Source organism: Pseudescherichia vulneris, from assembly GCF_902164725.1.
Classification (GTDB): domain Bacteria; phylum Pseudomonadota; class Gammaproteobacteria; order Enterobacterales; family Enterobacteriaceae; genus Pseudescherichia; species Pseudescherichia vulneris.
This window is the reverse complement of record NZ_LR607338.1, coordinates 2,210,292-2,227,742: the sequence shown is the minus strand read 5'-3', so window position 1 is coordinate 2,227,742 and position 17,451 is coordinate 2,210,292. Positions and strand designations below refer to the sequence as shown.

The 17,451-nt window shown below is 60.2% G+C and carries 15 protein-coding genes; 2 read left to right on the top strand and 13 right to left on the bottom strand.

The annotated features are described in order from the left end of the window. Positions 1-10: 10 nt before the first annotated feature. Both FN633_RS09465 and ldcA read right to left on the bottom strand, forming a co-directional pair. The gene (locus FN633_RS09465) at positions 11-1,744 is read right to left on the bottom strand and encodes a potassium/proton antiporter (protein ID WP_154057536.1); all 1,734 of its coding nucleotides are present in this window, start codon (positions 1,742-1,744) and stop codon (positions 11-13) included. A 142-nt stretch (positions 1,745-1,886) separates the two neighbouring features. Next, entirely contained in the window at positions 1,887-2,801 is a 915-nt protein-coding gene (gene ldcA / locus FN633_RS09460; RefSeq protein WP_154057535.1) for a muramoyltetrapeptide carboxypeptidase, read from the bottom strand. Between the two features lie 92 nt (positions 2,802-2,893). On the opposite strand from ldcA, the gene emtA reads away from it, so the two are divergent. Continuing rightward, positions 2,894-3,505: a membrane-bound lytic murein transglycosylase EmtA gene (gene emtA / locus FN633_RS09455; RefSeq protein WP_042391256.1), complete on the top strand. Its 612-nt coding sequence runs from the start codon at positions 2,894-2,896 to the stop codon at positions 3,503-3,505. Between the two features lies 1 nt (position 3,506). Here the strand turns inward: emtA and ycgR are convergent, their stop codons facing one another. Further along, positions 3,507-4,238, bottom strand: a complete 732-nt coding sequence (gene ycgR, locus FN633_RS09450) for a flagellar brake protein YcgR (RefSeq protein ID WP_154057534.1) — start codon at positions 4,236-4,238, stop codon at positions 3,507-3,509. A 211-nt stretch (positions 4,239-4,449) separates the two neighbouring features. On the opposite strand from ycgR, the gene FN633_RS09445 reads away from it, so the two are divergent. Then, positions 4,450-4,704, top strand: a complete 255-nt coding sequence (locus FN633_RS09445; RefSeq protein ID WP_042391252.1) for a GlsB/YeaQ/YmgE family stress response membrane protein — start codon at positions 4,450-4,452, stop codon at positions 4,702-4,704. Positions 4,705-4,758: 54 nt separating this feature from the next. Here FN633_RS09445 and FN633_RS09440 read toward each other — a convergent pair whose 3' ends face one another. The 10 genes from FN633_RS09440 to paoA form a co-directional block, all read right to left on the bottom strand. After that, positions 4,759-6,873 carry a TonB-dependent siderophore receptor gene (locus FN633_RS09440; protein ID WP_154057533.1) on the bottom strand — a complete coding sequence of 705 codons (2,115 nt, stop codon included), beginning with the start codon at positions 6,871-6,873 and terminating at the stop codon, positions 4,759-4,761. 122 nt (positions 6,874-6,995) lie between these two features. Next, on the bottom strand, positions 6,996-8,696 hold the full coding sequence (locus tag FN633_RS09435; protein ID WP_154057532.1) for an alpha,alpha-trehalase: 1,701 nt from the start codon (positions 8,694-8,696) through the stop codon (positions 6,996-6,998). Positions 8,697-8,855: 159 nt separating this feature from the next. Beyond that, positions 8,856-10,226, bottom strand: a complete 1,371-nt coding sequence (locus FN633_RS09430; RefSeq protein ID WP_154057531.1) for a protein kinase domain-containing protein — start codon at positions 10,224-10,226, stop codon at positions 8,856-8,858. 54 nt (positions 10,227-10,280) lie between these two features. After that, positions 10,281-11,240 (bottom strand): hypothetical protein, encoded by a 960-nt coding sequence (locus FN633_RS09425; RefSeq protein WP_154057530.1) that lies wholly within the window; start codon positions 11,238-11,240, stop codon positions 10,281-10,283. 24 nt (positions 11,241-11,264) lie between these two features. After that, positions 11,265-11,759, bottom strand: coding sequence for an SH3 domain-containing protein (locus FN633_RS09420; protein WP_154057529.1), 495 nt, complete (start codon positions 11,757-11,759; stop codon positions 11,265-11,267). A gap of 184 nt (positions 11,760-11,943) precedes the next feature. Beyond that, on the bottom strand, positions 11,944-12,525 hold the full coding sequence (locus FN633_RS09415) for a nucleotidyltransferase family protein (protein ID WP_154057528.1): 582 nt from the start codon (positions 12,523-12,525) through the stop codon (positions 11,944-11,946). A gap of 14 nt (positions 12,526-12,539) precedes the next feature. After that, complete coding sequence (locus tag FN633_RS09410) at positions 12,540-13,475, bottom strand: XdhC family protein (protein WP_243731532.1); 936 nt, start codon at positions 13,473-13,475, stop codon at positions 12,540-12,542. Positions 13,476-13,487: 12 nt separating this feature from the next. After that, on the bottom strand, positions 13,488-15,686 hold the full coding sequence (gene paoC / locus FN633_RS09405) for an aldehyde oxidoreductase molybdenum-binding subunit PaoC (RefSeq protein ID WP_154057527.1): 2,199 nt from the start codon (positions 15,684-15,686) through the stop codon (positions 13,488-13,490). Positions 15,687-15,690: 4 nt separating this feature from the next. Next, entirely contained in the window at positions 15,691-16,641 is a 951-nt protein-coding gene (locus tag FN633_RS09400) for an FAD binding domain-containing protein (protein ID WP_154057526.1), read from the bottom strand. Continuing rightward, positions 16,638-17,309 carry an aldehyde dehydrogenase iron-sulfur subunit PaoA gene (gene paoA / locus FN633_RS09395; RefSeq protein ID WP_154057525.1) on the bottom strand — a complete coding sequence of 224 codons (672 nt, stop codon included), beginning with the start codon at positions 17,307-17,309 and terminating at the stop codon, positions 16,638-16,640. Before paoA ends, FN633_RS09400 begins: the two co-directional genes overlap by 4 nt. Positions 17,310-17,451 lie beyond the last annotated feature (142 nt).

The following is a 17,451-nucleotide window of genomic DNA, read 5'->3' as shown; positions in this document are numbered from 1 at the left end:
CGGCAATACCTCACTCCGTTTCTTGTTCGGCTACTCGGACACCGACCTTACGCACGGCGTTATCCTCTTTCTCCGCCACCGTCCAGATCATGCCGGCAAACTCCACCTGGTCACCGACCACTGGCGCAGCACCAATCAACTTCTGCACAATATCCCCCAGGGTCTGCTGTTTGTCGGGATACTCCGTTCCCTGATCGAGACCGTAGATCAGCGCCACATCGGCAAACTTGGCGCTGGCCTCAAGAATAAAGTCCCCGAAGAAGCGCTGATCCAGCGCCACCGGCGGCGAGTGGCTAAACAGCTTGCCCAGCGCAGGCAGGTCGCGCTCGCGGCCAATCACGCACAGCACGTCGCCTTCACGCAGGTGGGTGCTACCGGTCGGATGCAGCAGCGCGTTGCCCCGGAACAGGGCCGCAATGCGCGTCTCCGGCGGCATGTGCAGATCGCGCAGCGCCGCACCGACGCACCACTTATCCGCGCTCAGCTGGTAGATAAACTGCTCCCAGGCGTTCTCCGGGCTGATGTCCAGCCCGACCCGCGACTCGGGCCAGCCCACCGGGGGAACCACCACTCTGGCTTTTTTCGCCGCCCAGCCCAGAGAGGTCCCTTGAAACAGCAGGGAGACCAGCACCACGAAGAAGGCCACGTTGAAGAATAGCCGGGCGTTATCGAGGCCAGCCATCATCGGGAATACCGCAAGGATGATAGGCACCGCGCCGCGCAGCCCCACCCAGCTAATAAAGATCCGCTCGCGCAGGTTAAAGCCGCGGAACGGCAGCAGGCCAGCAAACACCGACAGCGGGCGGGCAATAAAGATCATCCACGCCGAGAGCAGCAGGGCCGGAACGGCAATCACCAGTAGATCGGAGGGGGAAACCAGTAGCCCCAGCACGAGGAACATACCGATCTGCGCCAGCCAGGCCAGGCCGTCAAAGTTCTGCTGAATGGTATAGCGGTTACGAATGGGACGGTTGCCGAGCACAAAACCGCACAGGTAGACCGCCAGGATGCCGCTGCCATGGATTGCCGTGGTGACCGCGAAGATCAGAATACCGCCGCTCAGGGCCAGCAGCGGGTAGAGCCCGGCGGGCAGCGCAATACGGTTGATCATTTGCAGCAGCAGGTAGCCACCCGCCAGGCCGACGATAATCCCGAGGCCAAACTCCTGAACAATATGCAGGGCAAACTTCCAGTCCAGCCCAAGCTGATGATGCTGGATCATATCTATCAGGGTAATGGTGAGAAACACGGCCATCGGATCGTTACTGCCGGACTCAATCTCCAGCGTTGAGCCGACACGCTCGTTGAGCCCCTTGCCGCCCAGTAGGGAGAAGACCGCCGCCGCATCCGTCGAGCCGACGATCGCGCCAATCAGCAGGCCTTCCATCATGTCTAGCTTGAACAGCCAGGCGGCCATCATCCCGGTGAGGCCGGAGGTGATCAGCACCCCGACCGTAGCCAACGACAGCGCAGGGCCAAGGGCGACGCGAAACGAACTGGCCTGGGTGCGCATGCCGCCATCCAGCAGAATGATCGCCAGCGCGAGGTTACTGATCATATAGGCGAGCGGATAGTTATCGAAGGGGATACCGCCGACGCCGTCGACACCGGCCAGCATGCCGATGGCGAGAAAGATAACCAGGATGGGAATACCAAGGCGTGATGAAAAAGAACTTAATAAGATACTGCAGGTTACAAGCACTGAACCCAAAATGAAAAGACCGATGATCGCCTCAGCTTCCAATGTCGCTTTTCTCCTCTAAATGCAATTACCAACCAAACGGGGCCGAGGGCGCTCGCGCCAGAGATGGCGCGGCACGACCCTCTAAAACATTACCATATCCACGGCGGTAACTGCGTTTTAATAGAGGCTAAAAACGATATTTTTATTCACGTAAAACCGGATGGCCGTTAAGGGTAAGCTGCGTATTGAAATCTTGATGCTGCAGGCGCGCCTGCGCACCCAGCGGCAGGGTCACCGTCTGCGGCTCATGGCCAAAGGCGAGGCCGCTCACCACCGGGATGGTCAGACGCGTACGCAGGTAGGCTATCATCGCGTCGAGATCGAACCCAGCATCATAGTCGTTAGGGGCGCTGCGGCTAAAACTGCCGAGGATCAGCGCCTTCTGCCGCGACAGGATGCCCGCATGGTGCAGTTGGAGCAGCATGCGCTCCACGCGGAACGGGTGCTCATTAATATCCTCGACCACCAGAATACCGTTTTCTATGGCTGGCAGCCACGGCGTGCCGATGAGCGAGACCAGCATCGCCAGGTTTCCCCCCCAGAGCGTTCCCTCAACGTCGCACCCCGGACCATCGCCCTCCCAGGTCACGGTGAAGGTCTCATTGCATAGCGCGCGCCAGAAGTGCGCCTGCGTAAAGTCATCCAGCGCCTCTGCGCCAAAGTTAGCCGCCAGCATCGGACCGCTGAAGGTAATAACGTTCTCCGTCGCCAGCAGGCCAAGCTGCACGGCGGTGAAGTCGCTGTGGCCGCAGATCAGCAGCGGCGCGTGTCGCTGGCGCTCGGCCAGTCCCTGCCAGTCGATCTCCTCCAGCAGACGGCTGGCACCGTAGCCGCCGCGTACCGGCATGACAATCGTGTTCGCCGTGTCCAGCGTCACCAGGGCATTCAGATCCGCCAGCCGTTCGACGTCATTCCCGGCAAAGCGACTATCGCGGCGGGCGATCACCTGCTGGTTCTCTACATGGTGGCCTGCGGCCTCAAGGCGCTGGATGCCCCTGAGGGCGGCGGCCTGATTAATGCAGTAGCCGGAGGGGGCGATCAGATGAATCCGGGACATGGCAAATCCTTGCTGACATAGTAAATGAAACGGTTATCATGCCGCTTAGGATTGTCATTGTCATCTAAACTCCCGGTAAAAGGATTGTTGGTGTGAAATTGAGATGGTTTGCTTTTTTGGTGGTGCTGCTGGCAGGGTGTAGTTCAAAACAGGATTATAAAAACCCGCCGTGGAACCCGGAGGTCCCGGTTAAACGGGCGATGCAGTGGATGCCGATCAGCGAGAAAGCGGGTGCGGCATGGGGCGTCAGCCCGCGGTTGATAACGGCCATTATCGCCGTTGAATCCGGCGGAAACCCGACGCTGGTGAGTAAATCCAACGCCGTGGGTCTGATGCAGCTTAAAGCCTCTACCGCCGGGAGAGAGGTTTACCGGCACATGGGCTGGAGCGGGCAACCCTCCACCAGCGAACTGAAAAACCCGGAGCGCAATATCTCGATGGGGACGGCCTACCTGAGCATTCTTGAACACGGCGTGCTTGCCGGGATTAAAGATCCAGAGGTGATGCAGTACGCGCTGGTGGTCTCTTACGTCAACGGCGCAGGGGCGCTGCTGCGCACCTTCTCATCGGATCGCAAGAAGGCCATTAGCGAGATCAACGACCTGGACGCGGATGAGTTTGTCGAGCACGTTGCCGAAAATCATCCTGCGCCGCAGGCACCACGCTATATCTGGAAGGTGCAGAAAGCCATGGATGCGATGTAAATCATCGCACCTTGTTGGCCCGCTCGCGCGCCTCGCGCTCCAGCGAGAAGATGATCCGCTGGAGCTCGCGCTCCACCGCTGGATTCGTATTTAAGAAGCGGAAGCTCAAACGCGGGGTGGTGACGGTGTCGTTCTTGCCGTCTACCACCTTACGCTCGCTGATAGAGATCAGCTGGGCATCAAAATAGAACTGTCCCCAGCCGCCCATATCCAGCTCGATCTGCGAGAAACGCTGTCCCTCTTTCACGCCCTCTGGCGTGGCACCCTCCAGCAGCGCACCCATGCCGCCGAGCGACAGGTCATACAGACGAAAGCGCATTGGGCGCTTGTCCGGCAGCGTAACCCTGCCAAAGTAGGCCGGATGCAGCGGGGCGCTGATCCGGAAGTATTCCCGGCGCTGAATAAACCACACGGAGGAGGGAAGCGGCGTGATAAACGCTGGCAGCGCCTGATAATCGCTCATCTGCAATCCAGAGACGATAAACTCAACCTTCGCCCCTCGGGTCTCGGCGGTAATGGTCAGACTATCGACACGCTGCACCGCTTTGTTCTCATACTCCTGGCTGCCGAGGTCCACCACCAGCCGGTCGAGATCCGCATCGAGGATCTTGCTGATGAATTGCCCGCTGCCCCAGGAAATACAGATCGGCACCTGCTCTTTGTGCAGATCGCGCAGTATGCCCAAAACGGCCAGAGGGGTTTGTTTCAGGAACTGCTCACTGTAGTTGCTCACGCCGGATGGCTCCTTGCTGACTTATCGCCCATCGTTGATTTATCGGCACGCGGGGCGGGAACTTCAGCCGTAATGTAAATTTTTTTAGCAACAAAAAAATTAATAAGTCTGTGACATTTAACCTTTTTTGGATCTATTGCCTATACTCAATTTACGGTGCAGGCGTTTGGGCCTGCAAAGTAAGCAACCATGTAAAAGGAGACAACGCAAAATGGGTATTATTGCGTGGATTATTTTTGGCCTTATTGCCGGTATTATCGCTAAGTTCATCATGCCAGGGCGCGACGGGGGTGGCTTCATCATTACCGTTATTCTGGGTATCGTCGGTGCCGTAGTCGGTGGCTGGCTGGCGACGATGTTTGGTGTTGGCGGTGACGTTACAGGCTTCAATTTACCAAGTTTCCTCGTCGCAGTAGTGGGTGCGATTGTGGTTCTGGCTATCTACCGGATGGTACGTCGGAACTAATGTTCAATGCCAGCCGGCGATCTTGCCGGCTGGCATCTCCCTTATCCTACCCTATCAAAAATCATATCCCACCGTGGCAAGTACGCTGCGCTCCGCACCAAAGTAGCAGTTGTTTGTCCCATAGCAGCCAGAGATATAGTCCCGATCGCCAAGGTTACTGGCGTTGACCTGCACAAATGCGCCCTTCAGCTGCGGCGACCATGCGCCGAGATCGGCTCTAACCGAAGCATCAAACAGCGTAACCGACGGCAGACGGGCCGTATTGGCATCGTCGGCATACTGCTTGCCGATATAGCGCACGCCTGCGCCCACGCTTAAGCCATAATCAAACTGATAGTGCGCCCACAGGGAAGCCATCTGGTCCGGGGTGAGCTGCGGCGTATTAGACTCGTTGCCGTCCAGCGAATCTTCGAAACGCAGATGGTTCCACGTATAGCCTGCAATCGTGCTCAGGCGCGACGTTAGCTGGTTGCGCGCTTCAATCTCTACGCCCTGGGAGTGTACCTTCCCGGCGGGCAGGTAGGTGGCAGTGGCGATATTGATATCGCGGGTTGCCACATCCTTCTGCGTCAGGTCGTAGATAGCAATGCTGTAGATATCCGACGTGCCCGGCGGCTGGAACTTAAGGCCAGCTTCATACTGCTCGGCGGTGGTCGGCTTCAGCAGCTTACCGTCTGCACCCGGCAGCGAGGCGGGGGTGATCGCCTGGCTGTAGCTCAGATAAGGCGAGAGTCCGTTTTCGAAGGCGTAGAGCAGAGAGGCGCGGCTGCTGACGTGGTCATCAGAGCGGCGGTTATCTGTACCAGAGGTATCGCTGACCTGCTCAGAGACGATACGGTCATAGCGTCCGGAGAGATCCAGATGCCAGCGGTCCCACACCATCTCGTCTTGCAGATAGGCACCCGCCTGATAATAGCGGCGATTGTTGTCGTCGCTGTAGGTGACGGTGTAACCATGCTGCGGCGTATAACCAGTGAACGGGTTAAGCGGGGCGGCAGAGCCTGCGCCGGTCCAGAGATCGTTGCGGTAGCGGTGATATTCCCCGCCGAGCACCACGGTATGCGTTACCTCGCCGGTAGCGAAGTCGGCCTGCAGGCGGTTATCGGTTGACCAGGCGTCGAGCGAGCCGCGCGAACCGCTGTAGCCGCGTGCCAGATCGTCTGAGTTAGCGATCCAGCCGGTCTGGTAGACCTGATCGAGGGCAACGTTGGCATGGGTATAGCTGCCGCTGGAGTGCACCGACCAGATATCGTTAAACTGGTGGTCAAACTCTACGCTATAGAGCTGCTCACGGCGGCGATAGCCGTCCCCGCTTTCGCCCTCGTTGGTGCTGTTCGACAGCCGCTTGCCGTTATGGTCAAAGCGCGTCCCGTCCATCGGCAGCGAGCCGTGGTAGCCACCGGAGGGATCTTTTTGCAGGTAGGCCCGCAGCAGCAGGCTGGTATCGGAGTCCGGCTGCCAGAGCAGGGACGGCGAGAGGGCGTAGCGCTCTTCGCGGGTATTGTCATACTGGGTGTCGCTGCTGCGGGTCATCCCGGTCAGACGAAACGCCCACTGGTCGTTAATGGCGTCGGTGTAATCAAACGCGCCACCCTTGGTATTCTGCGTGCCGCCGGAGAGACGGAAGTGGCCTTCGGACTTAAACTGCGGACGCTTCGAGGTCAGGTTGACCAGCCCGCCGGGCACGCTCTGCCCATACAGCGCCGAAGAGGGACCCTTTACTACGTCGATGCGTTCGACAAACCACGGGTCGATCTGCAATACGCTGTGGCTTCCGCCGTCGCTCATCAGGCGCATGCCGTCGAGGAAGATGTTATCCACGTCGCCACCGTGGAAGCCGCGCAGCGAGACGGTATCAAAGCGCGTTGCGCCGCCGCCAAAGTTGGAATTGACCCCAGGCGTATAGCTCAGGGCCTGGTTGACGTTCATCACGCCCTGATCTTCCATCTGCTGACGCGTGACGACCGACACCGACTGGCCGGTAACAATCAGCGGCTGATCGGTTTTGGTTGCGCCGCGGGTGCTCTGCACCGTGTAACCCTGAGTCGGCGCAGTGGCCGACTGGGGCGCGGTAGCACTAACGACGACGGTATCTTCAGCCAGAACGGCATGGGGAAGGGCAATGCCCAACGCGCAAAACCAGACAGAGCGTTTTAATGTTGTTTTCATTCGCAATCCATACTCTCTTAAGCGGAACGCGAATTATTATTGTTTATATTTGCGTATACAAGCTTTAAACGGGGGAGGAGGCGGTCCCGCTACCAGATTTAGTAGCGGGACGGGGGAGAGGATTACTGCGCCGCTTTCTGTGCGTCAGGCGCGCTCTGCGAAGCAGGCTGTGCTTTTGGCACGCTGTCGCACGGCTGCGCCTTCGGACAGACCAGATCCAGCATCATCAGCGTGACGCCGTTAGTCCAGCCGAAGCCATCCTGCAGCGGGTATTCACCGCCGCCACCGCCGGTACCGGTGCTGCTGACGTCATACTTCTCAACCAGCTTCTGCTCACGATCGTAGGTATGCTGAACGTTGGAGAGGAAACGCCAGGTCACGTCCATCGCCAGCTTATCCTGATCGTAGTTTTGCAGGCCGGTAGTCGCGACCCACTGCAATGGTGCCCAGCCGTTAGGCGCGTCCCACTGCTGGCCGCTGTTGACCGTGGTGGTGGCGATGCCGCCAGGCTTCAGCAGGTGAGCCTGGGTAGCGGCCGCAACCTTGGCAGCGCGATCCTTCGCTGCCGCGTTGACGTACAGCGGGAAGAGCGCCGCCGCCGTCAGCGGGGTACGTACTTTTTTGGTTTTCAGATCGTAATCCGCATACCAACCCTCTTTGTCGTTCCACAGGTTGGCTTCCATCCCTTTTTGTCGAGCATTGGCCATCGCGTCATACTGGCTCGACTTAGCGCTGTCCCCGGCAGCCTGGCTGGCACGGGCCAGCACTTTCTCCATCTTGAACATCAGGGCGTTGAGATCCACCGGTACAATGCTGGTGGTGCGAATGGTGCCGAGCTGGTTAGGATCGTCCATCCAGCGCGAGCTGAAGTCCCAGCCAGAGGCGGCGGCAGAGCGCAGATCGCGATAGATCTCCGTCGCCGGGCGGTTTGGGTTATTCTTCGCGGTGGTCACGTCATCAAGCCAGGATTCCGGACGCGGCGTATCGCGATCGTCCCAGTAGCGGTTGAGAACAGAGCCATCCTCCAGCTTCACCACGCGCTTGCTGGCCTGGCCCGGCTGCAAGGTATCTGCCCCCTCCATCCAGTAGCTGTACTCTTTCTCCAGCTGCGGGCGGTAGGTTTTCAACGCCTCATCGCCTTTGTGGCTTGCCAGCAGCTCCACCATAAAGGCAAAGAACGGCGGCTGGGAGCGGCTGAGGTAGTAGGTGCGGTTGCCGTTAGGGATATGGCCCCAGGCATCGATTTCGTGGGCGAAGTTGGCCACCATATCTTCCACTTTATCCCAGTGACCGCTCTCGGCCAGGCCGAGCATGGTGAAGTAGCTGTCCCAGTAGTAGATCTCGCGGAAGCGGCCGCCTGGTACCACGTAGGGTTCAGGCAGCGGCAGGAGTGAATCCCACTTGTCGGTGCGATCGGTGGTGCGGGTCAGCACCGTCCACAGGCCGTCGATGTGCTGGCGCAGCGTCTGTCCAGCCGGCGGAACGTACTTCTCGTTCGGGGCTGGCAGGGTAAAGTTCATCTCAACAAAGTGGCGCAGGTCAAAGCCGGACTGGTTACGCTGCATCCGGTAGTCGGCCAGGATCATGTAAGGGTCGCTTTTCGGTACGGCGTCGGCGAAGGTTTTCTGATCGGGAAAGAGTTTAGCGGTCTGCACGTCGGCAAACAGCGGGCCCAGCAGGATATCCGGGGACTGGATCGGGGTTTGGCTCTCAGTCTCGGCGGCCAGCGCCTGTGCGGAAGTCAACGCGAGAAACGCGCCCCCTAGCGCCAGCTGCATGGCAAAAAACAGCGTCTGGGGTCGGCGCGATAAATTTCTTCTCATCTATTATTCTCCATAGCAATGAACAGCGTCCCGCTGTAATCAACCTTTGAAAACAGTAGACGAATATCCGACGCCCGGAGTACCAGAAGTAAAAATTTGCGTCCTTACAAACATTTTTTGCCAAAAAAAAGCCCCGCGTGAGCAGGGCACAACCGATCTTTAACCCTGGGGATTGATGAGCCAGGTGCCGGGCGTCACCACCGTCAGCGTTTCGCTGCGGCGCTGGCTGCCGTTCTGCAGGGTAAACTCATACTTGCCCGCCGGCAGCTGGAGATAAGCAAAACCGCTGGGTGCGGGCACGATCTCCTGCGGCTTGCCGTTTACCTGCAGCCGGTCGGCATCGCTCATGCGAATGTAGATCCGGGCGATAGGGCCGCTGGTGGGCGCGCTGGCCACCTTCGCCTCCGGGGCCGCTACGGGCTGAGCAGAGGAGACAGCGGCCGCCGTCTCCGTCTCGCTCTGCGTCGAGCCAAAGATCAGCGCACCTGTAATAAGGCCCACCAACACGCCTGCCGCAATCTGTGCCGAGGTTTTAACGCGCTGCCACAGGGACGCGGCAGAGGCGGGCGTCTCCTCCACGGGAACCAGCATGGTGCCGGTTTTTTTCACCGCCGGAAGCTGCCCGGTGTCGCCCACGGTAATCCCAGCCAGCGCGGCAAACTCCGCGATGCTCTGGGGACGATCCTCCGGCTTCAGCGCCAGGGCGCGATCGACCGCCTGCAGCAGCGCAGGGGAGTAGCCCGACGGCGGGTTCTCTGCCAGCGGCGTACAGCTCTCCTGAATGCTACGCGCGACGCTGGCGGGCGGCACAGAGCCGGTAATCAGCGTATAGAGTACCGCTCCTAGCGCATAGATGTCCGTCCACGGCCCGATAAGGTTCTCACTGGCGTCAGCGTACTGCTCAAGAGGCGTAAAGCCAGGGTTAAGCAGCCGCTTGCTGGTGTCGCTAAGCTCGCCCGGGTGGACAGGTGCGACGGCAACGTCCAGCAGCAGCGGCTGGCCGCTCTCCTCGATCTGAATACTCTTCAGGGAGATATTGCGGTGCAGTTCGCCCGCGTGGTGCAAGGTGGCAAGCGCGCTGCACAGCATCGGCAGCCGCTGTAAAATCCAGGCTTCGTTAATGAGGTTCGGCTGCTGCTGATGCAGCTCCGCCAGGGTAGTGCCGTCATAGCGCGGCGTCAGAATATAGGCGGTATCGTTATGCTGCCAAAAGCGCAGGACCAGCATCAGGTTAGGATGGGTAAAGCGTGCGAGCTGACGGGCCTGCTGGACAAACGCGTTCAGGCCAGCGGCAAAGGCAGCGCTGTCCTGTTTGCTCCGCAGCACCAGACGCATATCCTCGCCGCGCAGGCTTAGCGCCCGGGGCATATACTCCCTGACCATGACCGGACGCTCAAGCTCGCGGTCAAGGGCGTGATAGAGAATATCCGTGTGGCGGGTTTGAATAACGTCCTGGATCTCTAGCTCATCGAAACGAAAACCCGGCGGCAACGCGTCGGGTGTGCTCGGATTGTTCTCGCTGTCTGTCATTATATGCAGATCTCTGTTCAATACTGATGGCTATTCAGAATAGGTATTTCAGGATCACTTTTGCGTGCGCCAGGCTCCGGCTGCCGGATCCCGCAGCTGCGGATGCAGATTGTCGATCAGCAGCAGCGTCAGGCGGGTGCCCGGCGTCAGAAAGGCGGACCACACTTTACGCACTTCGGTGAGCCGGGTTTGCAGACGGGTGTCGTCCAACGCCTGATCCCGCGATACCTCTACCGCCACCGTGCCGCTATTTTTCCAGCCGTTGAGCTGCGGATCGTAGGGCATAATCAGCCAGCTTTGGGGAGCCTGGCTGTTGCTCACCACCATGCGTTCATTGTTGACGCTGGTGATCAGCAGGCTGTCGGCGTTGGCTTTATCACTCAGGCCGCTGACCGGGAAACCGTGCACGAAGGTCATCACCGAGCGCTGTTCACCCTTTTTACCCTGCTGGATCACCTCGCTGCGGCCGTTAAGCCAGCCGCCGCGCTCGCACTTGCCGTTGGCTTTCGCGGGGATAAACAGCGCTGAGGCATTGGCGTCACCCTGCCAGAAGGTGCGCAGATGGCAGCCATCCTGCAAGGTAAATTCAAGCCACGGCGTGCGGTCGGCCGCCGGAGAGGGCTGCTGCGCCTGGACTGCGTTGGTCGCAGCCTGGGCCGCACGCGGCGTAATAACCACGGCCCAGTCGCTCTCTTTGGTCGCAATGCCTTCGGCGAGCAGTTCACCTTCCGGGTTAACCATCTGCCAGTTTACCTGCCCGATGGTGCTGCACTGGTTCTCCAGCAGTGCGCCGAGGCGCGGCATAAAGCTGGTAAGAATCGAGGGCGTTTTGTCACCGCTGGCAACAATGCGCAGCGGTAATTTTGCGGAACACCAGCTTTGCGGCGATTTATCGTTGACGTTGTCTATCCAGACATCCAGCTTCTGAGAGGGGGATTGGGCAATACGATAATTCCCTGCCGACACGGTTGTGGATGCTAAAAGCAACGCCAAACCCGAAAGCCAGACTTTCATAAAATTCCTTGTTAGCCAGAGTAATTAATCAATAATCCAGGTGCCGCTATCGCCTTTTTGGCATGCCTTGCTGCTGTCATCCACTGCCACGCAGGTCGCTTTTTTCGCGGCGCGCTTAGGACGACGGCGATCGTTTTTCAGCGTCTGCTCGTAGAGGGCGCTTTTCACCAGCGCACGCGGCGGCACGTAGCCAATCAGCTGCTCGTTATCCTGTTCGGCGATCGCCAGCCAGGCGTTATCCACCTCACCTAAAACGGTATAGGTATCGCCGTTTTTCAGCTGGCCGAGTACCTTGCCGCCGTAAGCAGGGGTGCTGAGAATTGAGCCAGGGTAGAGCGCCCGGTAGGCCTCGTTGACAGGCGTAAAGGTAGAGGGTGGCGAGACTGCATAGCGATGTGTAAGCGTGACGCCATTGACCTGACTGGTCACCAGCGTATCGTCCGTCATCTTCGGCGGTGGTGCTTTACAGCCGACAACGACAGTGACCATAAGAAGAAGTAACAGGCCTCGCAATTTCATTATAACTTTCCCTGAAAAAATGATTAAACCCGACCGCTGCTGACTATTAAAGATTAATACAGCTTAAGCATAGTCTGATGATTCTACATTGAGTTTATAACAATTCAATCGCCTTCTGATGGGGAGCGATTGTTAAATATGATGTTTACGTGCATATATTCTTATTAAAACGATTTTGTGGGCGTCACTGGGAATGGGGATGTATTTGTAACCGCCGGGCACGCAGCAGGTCTTGTGCCAGATCAAGATCGGCGCGCGTATCTACATCGCGCGCAATTCCGTCGTCGGTAACGGGCAGATCCTGAACGTTACCGCTGACCCTGGCCTCTCGCACAATTGCCGCGGCACCCACGTCGCCCTGGAGCGAAGCCAGCGCATCAAAGTAGTGGCGGCCGAACCCCACCGGGTGTCCCTGCTGCTGGTGAAAGCGGGGCACAATAATGGTTTGCTTCGCCAGCGCCTGGGCAACACGCTGGAGGGTTAGCGCCTGAACAAGGGGCAGATCGCCGGGTAGGATCAGCCAGCCTGCGGCCTCAGCCGTTGCCTGCACGCCCATCGCGATGGACTCCCCCATGCCGCCGGTGCCGCCCTCGGGCCGGACAAGATGCCACGGCAGGCCGGAGGCGTGCACCGCCGCTAGGGTGTGTGAGAGCACCGCTTTGCCGTCGAGCAGGGTATCAAGCTTGTGGGCTGTGCCGCCCGAGGCGAGGAACCGCTCGCCCCGTCCAGCAGCCAGCACAATCACTACGGGCAGAGTTGGTACCATGGGTAGCCCCGGCATCATGCCGGCCTCTGGCCACGGGCTGCCGCCACGTCCGCCAGTACCGACAGCGCCAGCGAGCTGGCATCCCGTGCCTGGGGAAAGATGCCGATTGGCGCTTTGATTCGCGCAATCTCGTCGGGATGAAACCCGCGATCGGTCAAGGCGCGGATGCGTTTCTCATGCGTGCGACGACTGCCCAGCGCGCCGATGTAAAAGGGCGCGGCGGTGAGGGCAGCACTCAGCAGAGGAAGCTCCCGATCGAGATCGTGCCAGAGAAAGATCACTGCCGTATGGGCATCGATCAGGCCAGACAGGGTCCGCAGCCGGGAACCGTCGTCGATATGCACATCGTATCCCGCCGCCTCGGCGAGCTTCGCCGTCATGTCGGCCTCAACGGAGCGGCCAAAGATAATCACCCGCGTCGCAGGGCGGTAGTGGATAACAAACGCATCCTCTTGCCAGCCGGTCTCTTCGTCAGGCGTGCCAACATCAAGCGTCTGGGTACCAGGACTGTAGCGCAGCGTCGGAGCATGACGTCGTTCCAGCGCCGACAGCACCGCCAGCAGAGGGCGTGCCGAGCGCAGGGGGTGAATGCTGAGAGTGATCCCGCCCCCGCAGGGCAGGACAATATCAAACCAGGGCGATCCCTCCCCATAGATGACTGTGCGATCCGCGCCGGATTTAATCGCCTCCAGCCCCTCCCAGGCCGCAGCAGCCTCAACGCAGCCACCCGAGACGAAGCCGCAGTAGAGGCCATCCTCGCGAACGGCCATCTGCGCCCCGAGGGGACGCGCCGCGCCGCCGCGGATCTCGGTCAGGACGATCAGCGCTGCCGCCATGCCGGAGGCCAGCGCCTGGGCCGCGAAGCGCAGCACCGCCACGCTGTCGTCGGTTAAGAATGCCCGCTGCGGCGTCACAGCGGGTTCGCTCTCGGATGGAGCCAGGTGTGGCAGCACGTCTCTCTCCTATATCGCTTCCGGCAGGCCGCTCAGCAGCTTGTCGAGCGTAATAGGGTAGTCGCGTACCCGCACGCCGGTGGCGTTGTAGATCGCATTGGCAATGGCAGCGCTGACGCCACATAGCCCCAGCTCGCCGACCCCCTTGGCCTTCATCGGGGATGAAACCGGATCGGTATCGTCAAGGAGGATCACCTCCTGCACCGGGATATCAGCATGGACCGGCACCTCATAGGCAGCGAGATCGTGATTGACGAAGTAGCCCAGCCGGGTATCGACCGCCAGCTCCTCCATTAACGCCCCACCAAGGCCCATGGTCATCGCCCCAATGACCTGACTGCGCGCCGTTTTCGGGTTGAGGATCCGCCCGGCGGCGCAGACGGCCAGCATCCGCCGCACCCGCACCTCGCCGGTGGCGATATCCACCCCAACCTCGACAAAGTGCCCGGCAAAGGTGGACTGCTGATACTTCTCCTGCAGCTCGGCAAACTCAATGGTGTCTTCGGCGCTGAGCGTCCCGGCTGCGGCGGCATCGGTGAGCGGGGCGCTGCGGCCGTCCACGCTGACCTTACCATCGGCAAAGACCGCGTTTTGCGCATCGAATCCCAGCTTGTTTGCCACCGCTTCGCGCAGCTTAACGCAGGCGGCATAGACGCCCGCCGTGGAGCTGTTGGCTCCCCACTGGCCGCCCGACCCGGCAGAGACCGGGAAGGTTGAATCCCCGAGCTGCACCACCACCTTCTCCAGCGGCAGTCCCAGCATTTCGGCTGCCGTCTGGGCAATAATGGTATAGCTGCCGGTGCCGATATCGGTCATGTCAGTCTCGACGGTGAGCGTGCCCTGGGCATCAAGATGCACCCGTGCCCCGGAGGTCATCACCAGGTTATTACGAAAACCGGCGGCGACCCCCATGCCCACCAGCCAGCGGCCGTCGCGGATCTGCCCCGGCGTCGGGTGACGGCGCGCCCAGCCAAAGTGTTGAGCGCCGGTACGCAGGCACTCCACCAGCTGGCGGCGAGAGAAGGGGCGATCCGGATGGGTGGGGTCGACCTGGGTATCGTTCAGAATGCGAAACTCCACCGGATCGACGCCTGCCTTCTCAGCGATTTCGTCGATAGCTATCTCCAGTACCATCATGCCAGGCGCTTCACCTGGGGCGCGCATCGCGTTACCCTCGGGCAGATCCAGCTCCGCCAGCCGCAGGCCGGTGTGACGATTTGCGCCAGCATAAAGGAAGTTAGTCTGCTGCACGGCAGTCTCAGGCTCGCCTTCAGGCAGGTTTCCGGACCAGCTCTCATGGGAGATGGCGGTAATATGCCCGGCCTCGTCGGTGCCAATGCGCACCTGCTGGATGGTGGCAGGACGGTGAGTGGTATTGTTAGGGATCAGCGGTCGGGATAGCATCACCTTCACCGGACGCTTCGCTGCCCGGGCACCCAGCGCGGCCAGCAGGGCATCGCTGCGCAGGAACAGCTTGCCGCCAAAGCCGCCGCCGATGTAGGGCGACAGCACGCGGATGTTCTCTTTCGGCATATTCAGCGTTAGCGCGAGGTCGGAGCGGCACCAGTCAATCATCTGGTTAGAGGTCCAGACGGTGAGCTTATCGCCCTCCCAGACCGCCATAGAGGCATGCGGCTCCATCGCCATATGGCTCTGATCCGGCGTCGAGTAGGTCGCGTCGAGCTTGACCGGGGAGGAGGCAAAGGCGGTAGCAAAATCACCGGTGACGCTGTCCGGCTGATCCTCCTGCGGAGCGGTGACGCTGGGTTTAACCTCCGCTAAATCGTATTCGCCCCGATCCCGCTGGTAATCCACCTCGATCAGCGACGCTGCCGCACGCGCCTGCTCGAAGGTTTCCGCGACAACCACGGCGATGGCCTGGTGATAGTGCTGGATCGCCGGGCCGCCGAGCAGGACAGCGGTATTTTTCTCACCTTTACCCAGTTTTCCCGCATTGTCGGCGGTGACTACGGCCAGCACGCCAGGTGCGCTGCGGGCGGCCTGAATATCGATGCGGTTAATTCGCCCTTTGGCAATCCCTGCCCCGAGCACGTAGCCGTAGGCCGCGTTGGGCACCTTGTCATGCCACTCGTAGGCATAGTGGGCGGTGCCGGTGGTTTTCAGCGGGCCATCGATGCGATCGTGTGGGCGACCGACTACCTTCATTTGATCGATAGGGTTTTCCGTGGCTGGATTATCAAATTTCATCGTTTTATGCCCTCGCTTCTGCCAGCACCGAGGCGATAGTGCGCTTCGCCAGGGTTAATTTAAATGCGTTCTCATGGGTCGGCTGGGCCTCGGCAAAAAGTCGGTCATAGACCGCCTGCGCACCCTGAGCCACTGCCGCATCGGCATCGTCCCGACGCCAGGGCTGGTGCGCCACGCCGCCCAGTGCCACCCGGCCGCTGCCGTCCTGCTGCACGATGGCAGCGACGGAGACCAGCGCGAAGGCGTAGGAGGCTCGATCCCGCACTTTGCGGTAGATATGGCTGCCGCCCAGCGGCGCTGGCAGGGTGACGGCGGTGATCAGCTCCCCAGGGGCGAGGTCTGTCTCAATGTGCGGCGTTGTGCCCGGCGCACGGTAAAATTGGGCGATGGGGATCGCTCGCGTCTGTCCATCCGGGCGCACCGTCTCGACCACCGCATCAAGCAAGCGCATGGCAACGGGCATGTCGCCAGGATGAGTAGCGATGCAGGCTTTGCTGGTGCCCACCACCGCATGCTGACGGCTGAACCCCTCTAGCGCCGCGCAGCCGCTGCCGGGAAGACGCTTATTGCAGGGTTGGTTCGTGTCGTAGAAGTAGGGGCAGCGGGTGCGCTGAAGCAGGTTACCCGCCGTGGTGGCCTGGTTACGCAGCTGCCCGGAAGCACCGGCCAGCAGCGCCCGGGAGAGCACGGCGTAGTCGCGACGCACTCGCTCGTCGGCTGCCAGATCGGTATTACGCACCAGCGCGCCGATGCGCAGGCCGCCTTCGGGCGTCTGTTCAATCTTATCCAGCGCCAGAGTATTAATATCAATAAGGTGCAGCGGAGCCTCAATCTCCAGCTTCATCAGATCGAGCAGGTTGGTGCCGCCCGCGATAAATTTAGCGTGGGGGGTGCGCCCGGCGCTGGCTGCCGCTTCCGCCGGGGTGGTGACGCGCTCATAGGTAAACGCCTTCATGATTTCAACCCTCCGGCAACGTCATCAATAGCGGCGAGGATATTGCTGTAGGCCCCGCAGCGGCAGATATTGCCGCTCATCCGCTCGCGGATCTCATCCGGCGTGGCCTGCGGAGCGGAGACCAGATCCAGGGTGACGTGGCTGGGAATACCTGCCTCAATCTCTTTCAGCACTGCCACCGAGGAGCAGATCTGCCCCGGCGTACAGTAGCCGCACTGAAAGCCATCATGTTTCACAAAGGCGGCCTGCATCGGGTGCAGGTTATCCGGCGTGCCCAGTCCTTCAATGGTGGTGATCTCGGCATCCTGATGCATCACGGCAAGGGTCAGACAGGCGTTGATCCGGCGACCGTCAACAATTACGGTGCAGGCCCCGCACTGGCCATGATCGCACCCTTTTTTGCTGCCGGTGAGGTGCAGGTGCTCGCGCAGGGCGTCGAGCAGGGTGGTGCGCGTATCCAGCTCTAGCTGGTGGACTTCACCGTTGACCTTGAACGAGACCGGCATCGTTGCAGGCGGTGGCGTTACCGGAGGCTCCCCCGCGCCGATCGCGACGGAGGGGGAAATGGCCGCTGCCGCCGCAGACGCCGCGCTGGCCTTGATCAGCACCCGACGGGTTACGCTGAAATCGTACGGCCCTCTGTCCGCTTCGTTGCTCTGATTGCTCATAATTGCCTCCACATCTATAGCGTTGTTTTTATACGTGCGATAAATAATAGTAGGCGGTGGAACAGGGATTACCCCCGCTTTTTGCATACGCTACTGAGCAGGAGGCATGAATGAGTCAGAGAGAAAGACATTATTGACGTGG